Source organism: Mesorhizobium sp. WSM4815 (assembly GCF_055811575.1).
On sequence record NZ_JBVVQS010000102.1, the window covers coordinates 1 to 17,707 of the forward strand.

The 17,707-nt window shown below is 64.4% G+C and carries 16 protein-coding genes and 1 tRNA gene; 2 read left to right on the forward strand and 15 right to left on the reverse strand.

The features are described 5' to 3' along the window. From AC0L2B_RS28740 to AC0L2B_RS28795, 12 genes are all read right to left on the reverse strand, one after another. Positions 1 to 488 (reverse strand): IS91 family transposase (locus tag AC0L2B_RS28740; RefSeq protein ID WP_473747768.1); only part of this gene is annotated, 488 nt, incomplete at its 3' end. 3 nt (positions 489 to 491) lie between these two features. Beyond that, on the reverse strand, positions 492 to 1,400 hold the full coding sequence (locus tag AC0L2B_RS28745; protein ID WP_473747769.1) for a tyrosine-type recombinase/integrase: 909 nt from the start codon (positions 1,398 to 1,400) through the stop codon (positions 492 to 494). Between the two features lie 224 nt (positions 1,401 to 1,624). Continuing rightward, entirely contained in the window at positions 1,625 to 3,340 is a 1,716-nt protein-coding gene (locus AC0L2B_RS28750; protein WP_473747770.1) for a DUF6538 domain-containing protein, read from the reverse strand. 96 nt (positions 3,341 to 3,436) lie between these two features. After that, positions 3,437 to 3,521, reverse strand: a tRNA-Leu gene (locus tag AC0L2B_RS28755). A 68-nt stretch (positions 3,522 to 3,589) separates the two neighbouring features. Further along, the gene (locus tag AC0L2B_RS28760) at positions 3,590 to 4,210 is read right to left on the reverse strand and encodes a 2,3-bisphosphoglycerate-dependent phosphoglycerate mutase (RefSeq protein ID WP_473747771.1); all 621 of its coding nucleotides are present in this window, start codon (positions 4,208 to 4,210) and stop codon (positions 3,590 to 3,592) included. Between the two features lie 33 nt (positions 4,211 to 4,243). Then, positions 4,244 to 5,086, reverse strand: coding sequence for a 4-hydroxy-tetrahydrodipicolinate reductase (gene dapB, locus AC0L2B_RS28765; protein WP_473747772.1), 843 nt, complete (start codon positions 5,084 to 5,086; stop codon positions 4,244 to 4,246). After that, the gene (locus AC0L2B_RS28770) at positions 5,083 to 6,936 is read right to left on the reverse strand and encodes an ABC transporter ATP-binding protein (RefSeq protein WP_473747773.1); all 1,854 of its coding nucleotides are present in this window, start codon (positions 6,934 to 6,936) and stop codon (positions 5,083 to 5,085) included. Before AC0L2B_RS28770 ends, dapB begins: the two co-directional genes overlap by 4 nt. Positions 6,937 to 7,049: 113 nt before the next feature. Further along, complete coding sequence (locus AC0L2B_RS28775) at positions 7,050 to 8,069, reverse strand: glucokinase (protein WP_473747774.1); 1,020 nt, start codon at positions 8,067 to 8,069, stop codon at positions 7,050 to 7,052. A gap of 333 nt (positions 8,070 to 8,402) precedes the next feature. Next, positions 8,403 to 9,512 carry a penicillin-insensitive murein endopeptidase gene (gene mepA / locus AC0L2B_RS28780; RefSeq protein ID WP_473748253.1) on the reverse strand — a complete coding sequence of 370 codons (1,110 nt, stop codon included), beginning with the start codon at positions 9,510 to 9,512 and terminating at the stop codon, positions 8,403 to 8,405. A 138-nt stretch (positions 9,513 to 9,650) separates the two neighbouring features. Continuing rightward, the gene (locus AC0L2B_RS28785; RefSeq protein WP_473747775.1) at positions 9,651 to 10,553 is read right to left on the reverse strand and encodes an SDR family oxidoreductase; all 903 of its coding nucleotides are present in this window, start codon (positions 10,551 to 10,553) and stop codon (positions 9,651 to 9,653) included. Then, positions 10,550 to 11,710 carry a tRNA epoxyqueuosine(34) reductase QueG gene (queG, locus tag AC0L2B_RS28790; RefSeq protein ID WP_128169288.1) on the reverse strand — a complete coding sequence of 387 codons (1,161 nt, stop codon included), beginning with the start codon at positions 11,708 to 11,710 and terminating at the stop codon, positions 10,550 to 10,552. Before queG ends, AC0L2B_RS28785 begins: the two co-directional genes overlap by 4 nt. Further along, positions 11,691 to 12,383: a glutathione S-transferase family protein gene (locus AC0L2B_RS28795; protein ID WP_473747776.1), complete on the reverse strand. Its 693-nt coding sequence runs from the start codon at positions 12,381 to 12,383 to the stop codon at positions 11,691 to 11,693. The genes queG and AC0L2B_RS28795 overlap by 20 nt, the downstream gene beginning before the upstream one ends. 180 nt (positions 12,384 to 12,563) lie before the next feature. Here AC0L2B_RS28795 and AC0L2B_RS28800 point away from each other — a divergent pair, with 180 nt between their 5' ends. Beyond that, complete coding sequence (locus tag AC0L2B_RS28800) at positions 12,564 to 13,370, forward strand: undecaprenyl-diphosphate phosphatase (protein ID WP_473747777.1); 807 nt, start codon at positions 12,564 to 12,566, stop codon at positions 13,368 to 13,370. Between the two features lie 278 nt (positions 13,371 to 13,648). Beyond that, positions 13,649 to 13,975, forward strand: coding sequence for a hypothetical protein (locus AC0L2B_RS28805; RefSeq protein WP_473747778.1), 327 nt, complete (start codon positions 13,649 to 13,651; stop codon positions 13,973 to 13,975). A 16-nt stretch (positions 13,976 to 13,991) separates the two neighbouring features. Here the strand turns inward: AC0L2B_RS28805 and AC0L2B_RS28810 are convergent, their stop codons facing one another. From AC0L2B_RS28810 to rsmI, 3 genes are all read right to left on the reverse strand, one after another. Next, positions 13,992 to 16,025 (reverse strand): winged helix-turn-helix domain-containing protein, encoded by a 2,034-nt coding sequence (locus AC0L2B_RS28810; protein WP_473747779.1) that lies wholly within the window; start codon positions 16,023 to 16,025, stop codon positions 13,992 to 13,994. Between the two features lie 272 nt (positions 16,026 to 16,297). After that, positions 16,298 to 16,675, reverse strand: a complete 378-nt coding sequence (locus AC0L2B_RS28815; protein WP_473747780.1) for a YraN family protein — start codon at positions 16,673 to 16,675, stop codon at positions 16,298 to 16,300. Beyond that, positions 16,668 to 17,597, reverse strand: coding sequence for a 16S rRNA (cytidine(1402)-2'-O)-methyltransferase (gene rsmI, locus AC0L2B_RS28820; RefSeq protein ID WP_473747781.1), 930 nt, complete (start codon positions 17,595 to 17,597; stop codon positions 16,668 to 16,670). Before rsmI ends, AC0L2B_RS28815 begins: the two co-directional genes overlap by 8 nt. Positions 17,598 to 17,707 lie beyond the last annotated feature (110 nt).

A 17,707-nucleotide genomic window follows, 5' to 3' on the forward strand; every position in this document is an offset into this window, starting at 1 on the left:
ATGTGGACATGCGGATGGTGCGTTAGCGCCGAGCCCCATGTGTGGAGCACGGCGGTGATGCCGATGCGCGCGCCGAGATGCTTCGGATCGGCGGCGATGGTCAGCATCGTCTCCGATGCCGCCTTGAACAGCAGGTCGTAGACCAGCGCCTTGTTTTGGAAGGCGATGTCGGCGACTTCGGCGGGCAGGGTGAACACGACATGGAAGTAGCCGACCGGCAGCAGGTCGGCTTCGCGCTCGGCCAGCCATGTCCGCGCGGCGGCGCCCTGGCACTTGGGGCAGTGCCGGTTGCGGCAGGAGTTGTAGGCGATCCGCCACTGGCCACAGTCCTCGCAGGCCTCGACGTGACCGCCAAGCGCCGCGGTGCGGCAGTGCTCGATCGCCGACATCACCTTGAGCTGGATAATGCTCAGATGGCCGGCATGAACGGCCCGGTAGGCGGGTCCGGCAGCACGGAAGATGTCGGCGACCTCGACAGAGGCGCGCACGGCTCAGCCATCGGGCGAGATCTCTGCCTCCTTGAACAGGCCGAGCTTGTCGAGCGGGCTCGTGACCGTGCGCACCGTGCGGGTCTCGACCTTGGTGTAGAAGGCGGTGTTGTCGAGCTTGGCGTGCCCGAGCAGGACCTGGATGACCCGAATGTCGGTGCCGTCTTCAAGCAGGTGGGTGGCGAAGCTGTGGCGCAACGTATGCGGCCCGACCCGCTTGGCGATGTCGGCGGCCTGTGCCGCCTCGACGACGATGCGGTGAAGGTGCCGGGTGCTGATCGGCTTCATCGGATGCTGCCCCGGAAACAGCCAGCCGTCGCGATGCATGACGCCCTGCTGGCGTCCGACCCTCCACCATTGCCGCAGAAGAGTAAGCAGGTCTTCGGACAGCATGGCGTTGCGATATCGCCCGCCCTTGCCGCGCTCGACACGTAGCAGCATGCGCTCGCTGTCGACATCGGCGACCTTCAGCATCGACACCTCGGCGACGCGCAAGCCCGCACCATAGGCGACCGAGAGCGCGGCCTGGTGCTTGAGGCAGGTGGTGGCGTTGAGCAGCCGAGCGACCTCGTCTCGGCTTAGGACCACGGGTAGCTTGCGCGGGTGCGCCAGCCGGACGAGCCTGCGCGCCAGATCCGGGCGGTCGAGCGTATGGGTGAAGAAGAAGCGCAGCGCCGACACGATGCTGTTCATCGTCGGAACGGGAACGCCGTCCTCCTGCTGTTCAACCTGGAATCGTCGTAGGTCGTCGGCCGTGGCCGTATCCGGAGATCGGCCGAGGAAGCTGGCCAACCTTCCGACATCGCGGAGATAGTTGCGCTGCGTCTCCTTGCCGAACCGGCGCAGGGTCATATCGTCGATCAGCCGCTGGCGCAGCGGGCTGATCGGAGCTTCGAGAACAGGATGGGTCATGGTCAGGCTCCTTGTTGAAGAAGCCCGTCATGCTCTGCCGCTGCCTAACAACGCTCAATGCAGGCGCGACGACCGGTTCCTGATCTCTACCTCAACCGCAGGGGCCCTCCCGCGCAGCGGGTTCGTTCCCCGGCCTCAAATGCGACGTCTGAGTAGTGGTTCGGCGATAACCGTTCTTGGCGCAATCAGGACGTTACGAGCTTGCTCAGCGCAGGCGTGTAGCTCTAAGCGTCTAAGGACACGCCGCGGCGCGGCGGCAGTTCGATCTTCTCGAGCGCTGATGCCATCAGGGCCAAGCCGATATGCCTGTAGACACCCGAGGAACTGCTGTCGGTGTGGCCCTGAATGGCGTCGGCCACGCTGTCAGAAATGCCTACCCTTGAAGCTTCGGTCTTGAACCAGTGCCTCAGCGCATGATTCGGCGCTTTGCGCGGGTCGGAAAACCCGTTCGCTCGAATCCACGTGGCCAGCCGGTTGGCAACGCCTTTCGAGGCATGCTTCCGCTTTGGATCACCTGACGAGCGGCCATAGAAGAGCGGACCTTCCCCTTTCGTTCGCACGAACTCCAGGAAGCCTGCTGCAAGCAGGGCCGGATGAATGGGCACTGTCCTCTCGCTTTCCGCATTCTTGATGCTACCAGCATCGATTGCCGGCGTGATCTTTACGACATGATATCCGTCTTCCTCAAACACATGGCTGACGTGCAGCTGCGCCACTTCGCCAATCCGTGATCCCGTGGCCGCAGCCAACCAGGGAAGCCACTTCTTCCAAGGTTCCCGAGCGGCGCTCGCCAAATCCAGCAGCCGAGCCACCTCCTCTCCGGTATAGCCCAACATCTTCTTGCCCGCCTTTGTCTTGCGCGCGACCTTGATTCCCTGGGAAGGATCGGACGCCGCGAGCTTGTTCGCCACGGCAAACCTGAACAGCGCACGGGCGCAGCCGAGATAGCCTCGCGAGATGGTTGCCACCGCCTTGTTAGCTTTGACGAGCTTGTCCTTCCAGCCGACGATATCCTCGGCGGTGATGCGAGTAATGTCGTCCGCCTTGTCCCCGACGGATGATTTGAGGTCGCGCAGAATGCCGCGCCAGCTGGACAGTGTGCTGGCACTCGGATCGGTTTCCGCCTCCCAGCGCTCAAAAAGTTCGTCGAGCGAGATCGGCATGGCGGTTGGTGCCGTCGGCTGGGAACTGCCCAAGGTAGGCGCGTCAGGGTTCTCTGCCTGCCGAAAATTGCCTGCACGAAGATCGCCCAGCGAAGGATCAGGTTGTCGCTCGGTGATTGCCCGAAGCGCGTCGAGTTCGTTCTCAAGCAGCAATCGGCCAAGAGCGATCGCATCCGAACGGCTGATTTCGGGAATGCGGTTCTCGGCGATCGCGACGAATTCGCCAAGGTTTCCGGTCGCCCGCATGCTCTGCAACGTCTCGATCCGCTTCCCGAGGCGAAACCGATTGACGAAGGCGATGACCTTTTCGAGATCACCTTCGGCAACGAGGTGGTCGAAATAGGTATAGGCATCCTGTTCGTCGTGCCCGAAGTCGGCCGGCACCGGCAGCGGTCCGAACTCGCCGCGCCAGAACCGAGCGGGAGTCGCGGTCGCCTGGCTGAAGAGCTCCGCACGGCGGCAGAACTCCTGATCGCTCGCCGCGATGGCGTGTTCACGGGCGATCTCGCGGAAGCCGGCACGGATAGTTCGGGAGTCCGGCGGCGCAGCAGCGCCGTGATTGTCGCCGGCGATCTGATCAGCACGAATTTCTTCGAACCGGTTTTCCAGTTCGACGCTCTTGCGAGCGAGACGCGACTTGGCTGTTTTCAGATCTTTTGTGCGCAAGGACCGGACCACGATTTGACGCCCGTATATAGGGGCAATGTCCGTAGGAACCCAAATTCGGCAGTAAAAAGTGCCGCTGCGCGTCATCATCCGTTCGGGCAGTGTCGCCATCCGATTCGAGCCCCGACTATAACAGTCACTGTTACAACTGGGCCGAACTGGAAAAGCGAATCAGAACCTGAATGAAATCAGGTACTTACAAGATGATGGTGCCCAGAAGAGGACTCGAACCTCCACTCCTTGCGGAACACGGACCTGAACCGTGCGCGTCTACCAATTCCGCCATCTGGGCTGGTGCGGGCTCTTTAGGCGGGCAAACGGTGAGTGTCAACGCGCTTTTTTGAAAGCTGCCCCGCCGGCTCAGCCGGCCAGCACTTCCTTGGATGCCACCGTCGAATCGGCGTTGAGCTTGTAGATGACCGGCACGCCGGTGCCGAGTTCCAGTCTGACGATCTCCTCGCCCGACTTGCCGTCCAGCGCCATGATCAGCGCGCGCAGCGAATTGCCGTGCGCCGCCACCAGGACTGTGCCGCCGCGCAGTACATGCGGCTGCAGGTCGTGCAGATAATAGGGCCAGACGCGCGCGCCGGTGTCTTTCAGGCTTTCGCCGCCGGGCGGCGGCACGTCGTAGGAGCGGCGCCAGACATGCACCTGCTCCTCGCCCCATTTCTGGCGCGCGTCGTCCTTGTTGAGGCCGGAGAGGTCGCCATAGTCGCGCTCGTTCAGCGCCTGGTCGCGAATAGTCTCGAGATCGCTCTGGCCGACGGCGTCGAGAATGTGCTGGCAGGTCTTCTGCGCCCGGATCAGCGACGAGGTGAAGGCGATGTCGAATTTCATGCCGCGCGCATTCAGCTTGGCGCCCGCCTCCCTGGCCTCGGCGTGGCCCAATTCGGTCAGGTCGACGTCGCGCCAGCCGGTGAAAAGGTTCTTCAGGTTCCATTCGCTCTGGCCATGGCGCACGAGCACGAGAGTTCCCGACATTTTTGCTCCTTCAGTTTGGTGGATGAGATCGTCTCAGGCGAGTCCGAGCACGTCGCGCATCGAATACAGGCCCGGCTTCCTGCCGCGCGCCCACAGTGAGGCCTTGACCGCGCCGCGGGCGAAGATCGCCCGGTCCTCGGCGTGATGGGCGAGCGTGATGCGCTCGCCGGTGCCGGCCAGCAGAACACTGTGGTCGCCGACCACCGAACCGCCGCGCAGCGTGGCGAAGCCGATCGAGCCGGTCTTGCGCACGCCGGTATGGCCGTCGCGCGACCGCACGCTGTTCCCGTCAAGGTCGATGCCGCGCCCGGCGGCGGCGGCTTCACCGAGCAGCAGCGCCGTTCCCGACGGCGCATCGACCTTGTGCCGGTGATGCATTTCCAGGATCTCGATATCGAAATCGTCGGCATCGAGCGCGCGCGCCGCCTGCTCCACCAGCACCGCCAGCAGATTGACGCCGAGGCTCATATTGCCTGACTTGACGATCGTCGCGTGGCGCGCCGCCGCCGCTATCTTTGCATTGTCGTCCGCCGAGCAGCCGGTGGTGCCGATGACATGGGCGATGCGTGCCTGCGCCGCATAGCCGGCGAATTCGACGGTCGCCGCCGGGCTGGTGAAATCGAGGACGCCGTCGGCCCTGGCGAAAGCCGGCAGCGGATCGTCGCCGATCACCACGCCGATAGTGCCGATGCCGGCCAGTTCGCCGGCATCCTTGCCGAGATGCGGCGAGCCGGCCCGCTCGATCGCGCCGGCGACGCGGGCGCCCGGAATGGTGTGGATGGCGCGAACCAGCGCCTGGCCCATCCTTCCAGCCGCGCCGACCACCACCAGGCCCATTTCATTGACGGGGGGATCGTTTGTGGCCGTACCGCTCATAAATTTCTTCCAATCGCTTTTTTCGCGCGCCGCAGCAGAGTTTGGATTGGCTTGCCGTCGTCGACAAGCCCCAGCCCCTTGTTGCCCTGCACCCGGTGGAACCGGGCATAGACGCTGTGCGGGTCGGCCATCAGCGAGGCATGCGTGCCTTGCTCGACCAGCCGGCCCTGTTCCAGCACGATGATATGGTCGGCATTGACCACGGTCGACAGCCGGTGCGCAATGACGATGGTCGTGCGCCCCGCCATGATCTGGGTCAGCGCCTGCTGGACGCGCGCTTCCGCTTCGTTGTCGAGTGCTGAGGTCGCCTCGTCGAGCAGCAGGATCGGCGCCTGCCGCACGATGGCGCGAGCGATCGACAGGCGCTGGCGCTGGCCGCCCGACAGCGTCAGGCCGCCTTCGCCGACAGGGGTGTCATAGCCCTGCGGCTGCTGGCGGATGAAGCCATCGGCCTCGGCCTGTTGCGCGGCCAGTTCGATCTCGGCGTCGCTGGCGCTCAGCCGCCCATAGCGAATGTTGTCGCGAATGCTGCCTTCGAACAGATAGGGCTGCTGCGAGACATAGGCGATGCAGCGGCGCAGCGACTGCTTGGTGACTTGCGAAATGTCCTGGCCGTCGACCTCGATGCTGCCCGCCTCGACATCGTAAAAACGCTGCAGCAGCGCCACCAGCGTCGATTTGCCGGCGCCCGAGGCGCCGACGATGGCCGTCATCTTGCCGGCGGCGGCAACGAAGCTGAGATCCTGCAGCACCGGGGCGTCGAAGACATAGCCGAACGACACATTGTTGAAGCGCACCTCGCCCCGGGTGATCTTCACTTCGGCCGCGCCGGGCGCGTCGCCCTGCTGCGGCTCGAGGTCGAGCAACTCGTAGATCATGCGCGCATTGACCAGCGCCCGTTCCATGCCGACCTGCATGCGCGCCAGCCGCCGGGCCGGGTCGTAGGCAAGCAGCAGCGCGGTGATGAAGGAAAACACCGCGCCGGGCGGCTGGCCGCCGACGGCTGCCCGGTAGCCGGAATAGGCGATGACGCCGGCGACGGCGAAACCGGCCAGCATGTCGGAGATCGGCGACAACCGTTCCGAGACGCGGGCGATGCGGTTTGCCCGCTGCTCGGCGCTGGCGACAAGATCGCTGATGCGGCGCGACAGCTCGTTCTCCAGCGTGAACGCCTTGACGATGGCGATGCCTTGCGTCGCTTCCTGCATGGCGCCGATCAGCCGCGCGTTTATCTGCACGGCTTCGCGCGTGGCGCGCCTTATCCTGCGGGTCAGGTAGACGACGGTGTAGATCAGCGGCGGCCCGATCAGCAGCGACATCAGCGACAGCATCGGATCCTGCCAGATCATGACGCCGATCAGCGCGATCAGCGATACGGCGTCGCGTGCCAAGGATGTCAGCGTCATCGACAGCAGGTCGCGGATGCCGTTGACGTTCTCGTTGATCTGGGCGGCCAGCCGTCCCGATCGCGTGTCGTTGAAGAAATTGATGCCGAGCTTCATCAGATGGGCGAAGATGCGGCGCTGGTAGCGCGCCACCAGATTGTTGCCGATCCTGGCCAGCGTCACCGCCTGGCCGTAGGTGGCCAGCCCGCGCAGCATGAAGGCGCCCAGGATCAACAAGCAGATCAGCGCAATGAGATCGCCGCGCTGCTGGTAGAATATCTGGTCGACGACATCCTTCATGATCCAGGCGGTGAAGGCGGTCGTGGCCGCAACCATCACCAGGCACAGAACGGCCAGAACATAATACCAGCGATAGTCGCGGCCGTTCTCGGCGAGGATGCGGCGGATCACCGCCACGACCTCGCCGGGCCGGGCTTTGGCTTGGTGGTTTAGCGACTGGTTCAAGTCGTGATCGTTCCGTGATGTCGGTCCGGCTCCGCGGCCGGGTTAATTCGGCAATCCTCTTAGCGCCCCGGTGCCGGCTTGCCTATGGCCGACGCCGGCAAAAACTCTGTGGGTCAGGCCTGCCAGCGTCGCCCCGCCGTCTGGACGCCGAACAGCGATGGGTTTCTGGCATAGGCGGCAAGGCCGGAAAGCGCTGCCAGCGGATGGGTGATCACATAGACCGGCATGGTCCGCATCAATTCGCTATGCGGCGCCTTGTCCTCGAAGGCGGCGCGGAAATTGCCTGACTTCAGCGCCGGCAGGATTTTCTGCGCGATGCCGCCGGTCAGGAAGACGCCGCCGCGGCTCATGAACACCAGGGCAAGGTCGCCGGCGGTGCGCCCGAGGCAGGTGACGAACAGCGACAGCGCTTCCTCGGCCACCGGATCCGACTTCGCCAGCGCCGCGGCGGTGACCTCGGCCGGCGTGGTGAACGGCGCCGGCTTGCCGTCCGCCCTGGCCACCGCCCGGTAGGCATTGACCAGGCCGCGCCCGGACAGGATCTGTTCGCCGGAGATTCTGCCCTCGAGCTTCTCGATATGCGCAAACACCTGGAAATCGCGCGGCGAGCGCGGCCCGATATCCATGTGCCCGCCCTCGCCGGGCACCGGTATCCAGTGGTTCAGCGCGTGGACCAGGCCGGCGACGCCAAGCCCGGTTCCGGGGCCAAGCACCACGCGCCCGGCATTGGGCTCCGGCGCATCGCCGCCGATCTTTTCCATATGCTCTTCGCCGAGCGCCACGACGGCCAGCGCCTGCGCCTCGAAATCATTGAGCACCACGACGTCGCCGAGGCCGAGGCTGGCAAACATTTTTTTTGGCTTGACGATCCACGGGCAGTTGGTGAGCGGGATCTCGTCGCTGTCGACCGGGCCGGCCACCGCCAGCACGGCGGAGTTGGGCCGCACCGACGAGCGGTCGAGCACCGCCGCCTGGATCGCTGAGTCGATCGTGTTGAAATTGGCGGTCTGGACGATCTGCGGTTCGGTTGGTTCCGAAGTCGCGTCGAGCACCATCGAAAAGCGCGCATTGGTGCCGCCGATGTCGCCGATCAGGACCGGAAACTGCAGCACGGTGTCGTCGTCGCCTGGCATGCTCTCGTCCGTCCCGGTTCCCAGTGGCGTTCCGCCGTTCTTTTGTTGACTAGCGCATGACCCGGGAAAGGGAAAGTCGCTTCAGGGTCAGTTCCGGAGCAACCTCATTCAGCGGGCGCCGCCCCTCACCTGCCTGCCGGCATCCTCTCCCCGTATAGTGACGGGAAGAGGGACGCTCTCATCGATGGTTTCGCCAATCTCCAACGCTGCAAGAACGGTGCCAAGGCAGCGGCCAGCCCTTTCTCCCCGTCACTATACGGGGAGAAAGGCCCGGCAGGGCAATGAGGGGCGGCGCCGGCCCCAACAGTTGGTTGTCTCCAACATTAGCTGGCCTCAGTACCCCGGCCGGGGTCGCGGCAGCGGAATGCCGATCTCGGGCGTTTCGGCGTAGGCGTTGGCCGTGGCCGGGAGGGCTGCCGCGCCGCTTGCCGATGCCCGCGCCGGCGACGGAGCCTTGGTGAGAACGGGTGCAGCCGCGACCGGCACGCCGTCCTCGCCATAATAGTCGCCATAATAGGTGACCGCCTCCGCCGAAGCCGGATTTGGCCCGTCGAGCACGGCCTGGCATGCTGCGGGCAGGCTCGCCATCGTCATCAGGTCGCGCGCTTTCGGCCTGTCCGGGTTCTTGTTGGGGCGCCACGGCTCCTCGGTGAACCACCATGCCAACGACTGGTCGCAGCCGTCGCCTGGCGCGGTGTTTTCCTGCGCCTTGCATTTGGGCGAGCCGGGCTGGCAGCCGATGCGGATGTGGAAGTGATAGTCGTGGCCCCAGAACGGCCTTACCTTGCGCAGCCATCCACGGTCGCCTTTCACCGTGTCGCAGAGCTTCTTCTTGATGCCGGGATTGACCAGGATGCGCTCGACTTCCGCATAGCTTGCCGCGCGCTTCAGCAGCCGCGTATGCGCCGGCGCCCAGAGCGCATCTTTCACCAAATGGGTCTTTTCATCGACAAGCAAGGTGGCGCTCATGTTTTCGCGCTGCTCGAGCGAAAGCTTGCGGTCGGGCATTGGCGTCAGCCAGATGTCTGCGTCGAGGCCGATCTGGTGCGAGGCATGGCCGGTCAGCATCGGGCCGCCGCGCGGCTGCGAAATGTCGCCGACCAAAAGGCCGGGCCAGCCATCGGCCGCGGCGTCGCGCGACAGTTTCTCGATCAGCGCGATCATCGTCGGATGGCCCCAGCGGCGGTTGCGCGAAGGCCGCATCACCTCCCATTTCGGGCCGTTCAGGGGTATGGCGACGCCGCCGGCAAAGCAGCCCTTGGAATAAAAACCGATCGACTGCGGCGCAGCCACGGCCGGCAGCTTTTTGGCGCCGAACAGGTTTTTCGCCAGCTCTTCGGCCGTCGCAGGTCGCGCTGCAAGCCCCGCCAAGGCGAGGACGGCGAGTGCTGCTAATGCATGTCGCCCAAAAGTGCGCAGCGGTTTTGCGACAACGACATGCATAAACAGAGATCTAAAGCGCGTTGCGACACGCTTCAGCAGCAGCGATTTGCCGGGCAATGGTCGCTTCAACATCGTCATGAAAGCAGAACCCCTCTGCAAATTGGGTCGAATCATAGCACGCCCGGCGCGCGATTTCGATCACGACCGCTTCATCGGGCTGCGCGCCTCGCCATCGCGCCAGTTGCCCAAAACCCACATATGGTCGAAGGCCGACCGGTAGTCGGGAAAGCGGAAGCGATAGCCGGCCGCCTTGATAGCCGTGTTGGCGACGCGCTTGTTCTCGCCATAGAAGGACCGCGCCATGGGCGAAAGTTGGGCGGTCTCGAACGGAATTTCCGGCGGCGGTGTGACGCCCATCAGCCCTGCGGCATAGGTGACGACGTCCTGCGGCGGCGCCGGCAGGTCATCGGTGACGTTGAAGATGCCGCCGCTGGTGTGCTTGAGCAGATGCCAAAGCGCCCCCGCAATGTCGTCGCAATGGATGCGGTTGAACACCTGGCCCGGCTTGACCAGCCGCCGCGCGGTGCCGTTTTCCAGATTGACCAGGGCATTGCGGCCCGGCCCGTAGATGCCGGAAAGCCGCAGGATCGCCACCGGCCGGGCGATGTCTCGACCCAGCTTTAGCCAGTCCTGCTCGGCGGCGACACGCAGCATCGAGCGCTTCGACAGCGGCCTGCATTCGAAGGTCTCGTCGACCCAGCCGCCGCCATGGTCGCCGTAGACGCCGACGGTGGAGAGATAGGCGATCCATTCGAGCGCCGGCATCTTCGCGATTGCCTGGCGCGCCGCATTCAGCACCGGGTCGCCGGCCTCTTCCGGCGCCACCGAGACGACGAGGTGGGTTGTTTTCTCGAGCGCGTCGCTGATTTCAAGCGTCAGCGCGCCATCGAAAAGCAGCGGCTGGATTCCGGCTTGCCGCAGCGCTTCGAATTTCTCCGCTGCGCGTGTCGTGCCAAGGATCGTGCCAACATCCTTGCTGGCGCGGGCAAATGCCTTGCCCGAATAGCCGGCGCCGAAAATGAGGATCTGCTTCTCGCTCATGCATGCGCCTCGATCTGGTTTGCCAGCGCCAGGCGCCATTCGCGTCGCACGGCCTCGTCGCCTTCTGCTTTCACCGCAGCGGTGGCCGATTTGGCGAAATCCGAAGCCGGCACAAGCCGTGACAGCGCCCATACCGCTGCGCCGCGCACCAGCGGCGAGGCGTCACCGAGCAGCGCACGCACGGCGTTTCCGAGCGAGGGTTCGCCGGAATTGCCGGCGGCGATCAGCACGTTGCGGACAAAGCGGTCGCGACCGATGCGCTTGACCGGCGAACCGCTAAAGAACGACCGGAAGGAAGCGTCGTCGAGCGCCAACAGATCGGCGAGCGGCGGCTCGCGCAAGTCCGCGCGGGCGACGAGCTTTGCCTCGGACGCTGCCCGGGCAAACTTGTTCCATGGGCAGGCGGCCAGGCAATCGTCGCAGCCATAGATGCGGTTGCCGATTTTTTCGCGGAACTCGTGCGGGATCGGCCCCTTGTTCTCGATGGTGAGGTAGGAGATGCAGCGGCGCGCATCGAGCCGGTAGGGAGCCGGAAAGGCGTCGGTCGGGCAGGCGTCGAGACAGGCGCGGCAAGAGCCGCAATGGTCGTCTTCGGGCGTATCGGATGCAAGCTCGGCCGTGGTGAAGATGGTGCCAAGGAACAGCCAGGAGCCGTGCTCGCGGCTGACCAGATTGGTGTGCTTGCCTTGCCAGCCGAGGCCGGCGGCTTCTGCCAGCGGCTTTTCCATCACCGGGGCGGTGTCGACGAACACTTTTACGTCGCTCCCAGAGTGCCCCACGATCTTGCCGGCGATCTCTTTCAGCCGGCCCTTCATCACATCGTGATAATCGCGGTTCTGCGCATAGACGGAGATCGCGCCCCGCTGGCGCTTGCCCAGCACCGCGCGCGGGTCGTGGTCCGGCCCGTAGTTCATGGCCAGCACGATGATCGAGCGAACTTCGGGCCAAAGCGCCATCGGCTCGCCGCGGCGTTCGAGCGTCTCGGCGATCCAACCCATCGAGCCGTGGAAGCCGTCGGCGACGAATGCGGCAAGCCGGGCCGGCGCCTGCGGGATGGCATCGGGCGTGGTGACGGCAACGGCATCGAAACCGGCGCGCCGCGCCTCGCGGTCGATCAGCGCGCGCAAATTTTGCGCTCTAGAAATCGAGGTCCGCATAATGTGACACCGGCGACAGGCCGCGCACCCGGTCGGACAAAAGCGGCCGGAACGATGGCCGTGATTTCACCCGTGCATACCATTCGCGCGCGGCAGTGTGTTCGCGCCAGTCGATCTCGCCGAGATAGTCGAGCACGGACAGCGCAGCCGCAGCCGCGAGGTCGGCATAGGTGACCTTGCTGCCGGCCAGCCAATGGCGGGTGCCGGCCAGCCAGTTGGTGTATTTCATGTGCTGGCGGATGTTGGCGCGCGCGGCGCGGATCGCCGCCGAATCGGGCGAGCCGCCGCCCGCCGTTTCCGGCATGATCGGCTTCAGCACGCGCTCGCGCACCAGGTGCCGCGTCACCTCGCTATCGGCCTTGCTGAGATACCAGTCGGTCAGCCGGCGGATTTCGGCGCGCTCCATCGGGTCCTCGGCGAACAGCCGCTTGTCGCGCTTGAGCACGCCGCGCGTCTCGTCGAGATATTCGCCGATGACCATGGCGCCGACGATCGGCACGTCGCCCTCGGCAAGCAGGATCGGCAGCGTGCCGGCCGGGTTCAGCGCCAGGAACTCCTTGCGCCGCATCCACGGCTTTTCCTCGATCAGCGCCAGTTCCTCGCCATACTCGCCGAAAGCGAGGCGAACGAAGCGGCAGGTGGCGAACATCGGGTGGTGGAAAAGCGTCAGCATGGTCCCGCGATAATAGAGCGCACTGGCAAATCGCCGGCTGCGCCGGTAAGTCTTGGCCGCCCGATTCAGGGGGCCGCCCCGATTCAAAGGGCCGTCAGGGTGCTGCGACCTATAGGAGGAGTTCCGCGCCATGACAAGCAAGCCGTTCTTCAAAGCTCTCACTCGAACGCCGAGGTTTCCATGGAAAGCCAGACCATTGTCGAAGCGCTGCTGCTCGGCATGATCGAGGGCATGACCGAGTTCATTCCGGTCTCGTCGACCGGCCATATCCTGCTTGCCGGTCATTTTCTCGGCTTCCATTCGACCGGCAAGGCCTTCGAGATCCTGATCCAGCTCGGCGCCATACTGGCGATCCTCAGCGTCTATTTCCATCGCCTGTGGCAGATGCTGGTCGACCTGCCGCGTGATCGGGTGACGCGGCATTTCGTTCTCGGCATCCTCGTCGCCTTTCTGCCGGCGGCCGTCATCGGCGCGCTGGCGCATGGCTTCATCAAGACGGTGCTGTTTGAATCGCCGAGGCTGATCTGCGTCATGCTGATCATCGGCGGCCTGGTCCTGCTGTGGGTGGATCGCTTCAAGCCGAAGCCGCTCTATCACGACGTCGAGCGGTTTCCGCTCCGGCTCTATCTGCAGATCGGACTGTTCCAGTGCCTTTCGCTGATCCCCGGCACGTCGCGTTCCGGTTCGACGATCGTCGGCGCGCTGCTTCTGGGCGTCGACAAACGCGCGGCGGCGGAATTCTCCTTCTTTCTCGCCATGCCGACGATGGTCGGCGCCTTCGCCTTCGACCTGTTCAAGAACCGCAATGTGCTGACCAGCGCCGATCTGCCCATCATCGCCGCCGGTTTCATCGCCGCCTTCGTCGCGGCGCTTATCGTCGTGCGCTTCCTGCTCAACTACGTCTCGCGCCACGGCTATTCGCTGTTCGGCTGGTGGCGGCTGGTTATCGGCACCGTCGGCCTGGTGGCGCTGTTCGTCCGGGGGTGAGGCGGCACGCTTATTTTGTCGCCAAGGGCTCTATTTGTTCGTTTGGCCTAACAATGTCGGCTGATGATGGGGGACGACCAGCGTAGGCCCGCCCCTCCAACTGAAGCCGTCATCGCGGGTCGTTCTCGCCCGCTTGAATGCATCTGATGGCCGAATCGACTGTGTTCACCACTCTTCAAAACTTTTTCACGCCGATATCATGACTTCGAACGAGCCCTCGCGTCCTCTCTCCCACGACGTTCCCACACGGTTCGGGCGTCGAACTGAGGAGATAAAGGATGATCAACCGCATCTTGGGAGTTCTCGTGATCGGCGCCGCGACCACCGCGTCCGCTGGTGATGGTCTGAGCCGCCACATTCTCGAACGGGCAGCAAGCTGTTGGCCTACGCAGACGGCGATGCGCGGGATCAGCTTCAGTGCAGATGTCCACGTCAGCTTCACCCGCGAGGGGCACGTCAGTGCCATCCAAATCGTCGACGTAGCGCCGCAGACCGAGACGTTCAAGGGCTTGGCCAGGGGTTTCGCGGATGCATTGAAGCGCTGTGGTCCGTACGTCACCGAAGGCAAGAGCGAAATGAACCTCAATCTCTCATGGCCGCTGTAAACGCAGCGAAGTGCTGCTACTTCGTCACCGAGAATTCATAACGCTTGAAGCGAGGCAGCAGGATGTATTCGTTCGGGGCTCCGGGTGTGACGCTCAGGTTGCGGAACACGGCGCCACAGCCCGTCAGTTTACGCGGATAGGCGGTGCACAAGCTGTCGCCCTGCACCCACATTCGACCGGTCACGACCTCCTCACCAACTGTTCGGGTCACGCTGCCGTCTGCCGCAATCACAGCATGGTAAGCCAAGACATCGGGCAGAACCTGGCGTCCCGTCAGCTCGTGTCCGATCATGAGATTGCCGATGTCGACGCCATTCATTCGTTCAGCGGATTCGGGTTCCATTCCGGCAGGAAGCTCAGAAACCCCTGCCTTCCTCAAACCATCGAGCAGGCGAACGATATCTTCCTGTCGCTTGTAGACGAAAAACTGCTGCGCGATCAGCAGGTTCGGCTGACCCTCCTGCCTTTCCGACAGCACGCTTCGGAGCTGCTCCAGGGCAGAGGCCGCTTCCGGCAGGCGATCGAGATGCGCAAGCGCTGCGACAAGAACATGCAGGCCGTAGAACTTCGTCCAGGGATTGGGCGACCGAACATCGACCTGCTCAAGCTGCGCGACCGCCTCCTCGTAGCGACCCTGGCCGAACGCCGCCAAGCCAGCCTGATAGTGTCGCCACTCCGTCCACCCGGGATCGACGCGTAGGGCCGCCTCGAGAAAGGTTCGCCCCTCAGCCGGCCTGCCGTTGAAGATGAGGGCCTGGCTCAGCCCTTCGTAGGTCCAGGAATCGCTCGGGTCGAGCGCTATCGCCTTTTGCAGGGCAGCCACCGCCTCGTCGGACCTATGCTCCCGGACCAGAAGCTCGGAAATCAGCTGGTAGTAACCGGGCGACGGATTTCCGGCAGCGATGGCCAGATTGCCGTAGAGCTCGTCGTCGATCTCGGTCCAACCAAGCCCTAGGGCCTGTCTCCTCGCGTCGTCGGCATCCCAGTGGAGCCATGCCAATTCCGCGGCCGCCGCGCCGAAATCGGCATCCAGCGCCAGGGCCTGGCGCAGGTAGCGAGATGCGTCCACGGTGCCTGATGGTGTATCCGTTCGTCGCGCCTCGATAGCGCGCCGAAAAGCCTGGTAAGCTTCCGGATCGTCAGTATCGCCGGACACGGCCAGGTTTGCTTTTCCCGGGACGAGCTTTAGCTGCAGCGCGGCGACAATCTGACCGGTCACCTGGTCCTGGAGCTTGAACACATCGCTGAATGGACCTTCGAACCGCTCGGCCCAGATCTGGCCAACCGTCGAGGCATCGACCAAGTGCGCATTGATGCGCACTTCATCGCCGAGACGTCGAACCGAGCCCTCCAGCAGGTAGCGGACGCCGAGCTCTTTCGCGATCTTCGCCGGCGGCAGGCCGCTGTTGCGATATGCACGCGCGGCATTGTGCGAGACGACGAACAGGCCGGGAACGCGCGCCAGCTCTGTCGTCAGATCGTCCGCGAAACCGTTGGCAAGATAGGCCTGCTCCTCGGCTTCGCTGAGATTTGCGAACGGCAGAACCGCGATCGAGAGCGAGGTCGGCACTCCCGTATCAAATGTAGGCCTCCAGATGAACGCCGCGACTGCGGCAATGATTGCCAGTACAGCGCCTACAAAGATCAGGCTTCGCCGGCTTTTGGTCTCGTGCTGGTCAGGAGAGCCAGTGCCGTGAACCTGCGGGTAGCCATCGTGAGGTATGCCGGGCGCTTGGCTTTCGGGGACAAAGCGATATCCCCGTCGCGCGACTGTCTTGAGCAGACTCTGCTTCTCGTCGCCGATGGCTTTCCTGATTTCGCTGATGCACTGGGAAAGACTGTTTTCCGTCACCGCGATGCCGGGCCAGACAGCGTCCAGGAGCTCCTCCTTGGTCACGACACGGTTGGCGTTGGCGACCAGATGCTTCAGCACCGCGAGCGATTGAGGCCTCAGCGGGACATCTTCACCATGCTCGCCGTGCAGGAGACCGGCGTCGAAATCGAACTCGACACCGTTTAGAACAAGGCTCGGTGGATTGACCAGGTTCAAGGCTGCTCTCGATCATCGTGCTGATCGTTCGGGCGGCATGTTGCTCGGCAGGCCGCCTTTGACTTGAGAATCGGCGCCTGTCGCCGAAAGTCAACCAGCGTTTGAAAGTCGGCGCTGCTTCCCGGGACGAAACCTTGACGCTGCGATCGCAAACGTCCGGAAATTCACGACCGAGCCGGCTGGCGCATCGACTTGGATTATGCCGCGATGGAGCGTTCTACGTGGAATGGTCAGTGCGCTGCGATCCGGATCCCACCGGTGACTTCCAGAGCCTAGCTCCGCCCGTAAAAAACATTCTTGACATGCACCGGCCAGCGCCACGGCAGCACCGCGACCATGTCGAAGCGCACCGACAATCTGCCATAGTCGGACTGGCGCGACAGCCAGAGATCGGCGGCGCTTTCGATGCGGCGCTCCGATTCGCAGCGAACAGCTTCCATCGCTTCCACCAGTGTGCGGCGAGCCTTCACCTCGACGATCAGCACCAGGTTGCCGCGCCGCGCGATCAGGTCGATCTCGCCGAACCGCGTGCGGTGGCGGCGGGCCAGGATCCGATAGCCCTTCACCATCAACGCCGCCGCAGCCAGCCACTCGCTGCGGTGGCCGCGCCGATAGGCGCGCTGGCGGCTGGCGACCGGGCGTTCAGCCATCGCTGTCTTTCCCGGTGTCGCCGTCTTTGCCGGTGTCCTTGAGTTCGAGCAGCCGCCGGTAAAGCGCCTGCTTCTGGCCGCCGGTCATCTTGGCGGCTTCCGCCGCCGCCTTGGAGGCCGGCATCTCGGCGGCAAGCGAAAGCAGAAGCCGGTCGATGTCCGCCGGCTCGTCGGCCGTTGCGTCCGACGGGCCGACGCAGATGACGATCTCGCCCTTCGGCGTGTCGGCCGCCGCGTAATGATCGGCGAGCGACTGCAAAGTGCCGGTCCGTATCTCCTCGAAGGTCTTGGTCAGCTCGCGGCCGATCGCGGCCTTGCGGGCGCCGCCCAGCGCCTCGCCCATGGCACCGAGCGTCTCGGCCAGCCGGCGCGGCGATTCGAAGAAGATCAGCGTCGCCGGCACGGTTTTAAGCGCTTCCAGCCGGGTCAGCCGTTGGCCGGTCTTCACCGGCAGGAAGCCGGCGAACAGGAAGGCGTCGGAGGGCAGTCCGGAGGCCGTCAGCGCCGCGAGCGGCGCCGACGGTCCGGGGATCGGCACGACGCGAATGCCCTGGTCGAGCGCTTCGCCGACCAGTCGGTAACCCGGATCGGAGATCAGCGGCGTGCCGGCGTCCGAGATCAGCGCCACGCTCTGCCCGGCCAGCAGGGCTGCGATCAGTTTCGGGCCGGCCTCGCCGGCATTGTGCTCGTGATACGCAGTGGTGCGGCGGCGGATGCCGTAGCGGTCGAGCAGCACGCGACTGACACGCGTGTCCTCGCAGGCGACGATGTCGGCGGCGGCGAGCGTTTCAAGCGCGCGTAATGTGATGTCGCCGAGATTGCCGATCGGCGTCGCCACCAGGTAGAGCGCCGGCTCGAGCGGCCGGGCCGATATCTCGGTCTGGCCGATCACGTAGCTGCGTTTTGCCGACTCGCCGGTCACCGGTGTCCCCCGTCAGGCTCTGACCTTGAATGCACTCGCCCCTGTTTGGCACGGCTCACGCCGGCTTGCAAAACCCATGCCGAAGTGACGCGGCTGTCATGGCTATGCCA

What these genes read in the sequence shown, in the direction of transcription:
- dapB (WP_473747772.1), bottom strand. Translation starts at nt 5,086, where the DNA reads ATGAGCGGTACGGCCACAAACGATCCCCCCGTCAATGAAATGGGCCTG.
- queG (WP_128169288.1), bottom strand. Translation starts at nt 11,710, where the DNA reads ATGCGGACCTCGATTTCTAGAGCGCAAAATTTGCGCGCGCTGATCGAC.
- AC0L2B_RS28775 (WP_473747774.1), bottom strand. Translation starts at nt 8,069, where the DNA reads ATGCCAGGCGACGACGACACCGTGCTGCAGTTTCCGGTCCTGATCGGC.
- AC0L2B_RS28760 (WP_473747771.1), bottom strand. Translation starts at nt 4,210, where the DNA reads ATGTCGGGAACTCTCGTGCTCGTGCGCCATGGCCAGAGCGAATGGAAC.
- AC0L2B_RS28785 (WP_473747775.1), bottom strand. Translation starts at nt 10,553, where the DNA reads ATGAGCGAGAAGCAGATCCTCATTTTCGGCGCCGGCTATTCGGGCAAG.
- AC0L2B_RS28750 (WP_473747770.1), bottom strand. Translation starts at nt 3,340, where the DNA reads ATGGCGACACTGCCCGAACGGATGATGACGCGCAGCGGCACTTTTTAC.
- AC0L2B_RS28800 (WP_473747777.1), top strand. Translation starts at nt 12,564, where the DNA reads ATGGAAAGCCAGACCATTGTCGAAGCGCTGCTGCTCGGCATGATCGAG.
- AC0L2B_RS28745 (WP_473747769.1), bottom strand. Translation starts at nt 1,400, where the DNA reads ATGACCCATCCTGTTCTCGAAGCTCCGATCAGCCCGCTGCGCCAGCGG.
- AC0L2B_RS28805 (WP_473747778.1), top strand. Translation starts at nt 13,649, where the DNA reads ATGATCAACCGCATCTTGGGAGTTCTCGTGATCGGCGCCGCGACCACC.
- AC0L2B_RS28795 (WP_473747776.1), bottom strand. Translation starts at nt 12,383, where the DNA reads ATGCTGACGCTTTTCCACCACCCGATGTTCGCCACCTGCCGCTTCGTT.
- mepA (WP_473748253.1), bottom strand. Translation starts at nt 9,512, where the DNA reads ATGCATGTCGTTGTCGCAAAACCGCTGCGCACTTTTGGGCGACATGCA.
- AC0L2B_RS28815 (WP_473747780.1), bottom strand. Translation starts at nt 16,675, where the DNA reads ATGGCTGAACGCCCGGTCGCCAGCCGCCAGCGCGCCTATCGGCGCGGC.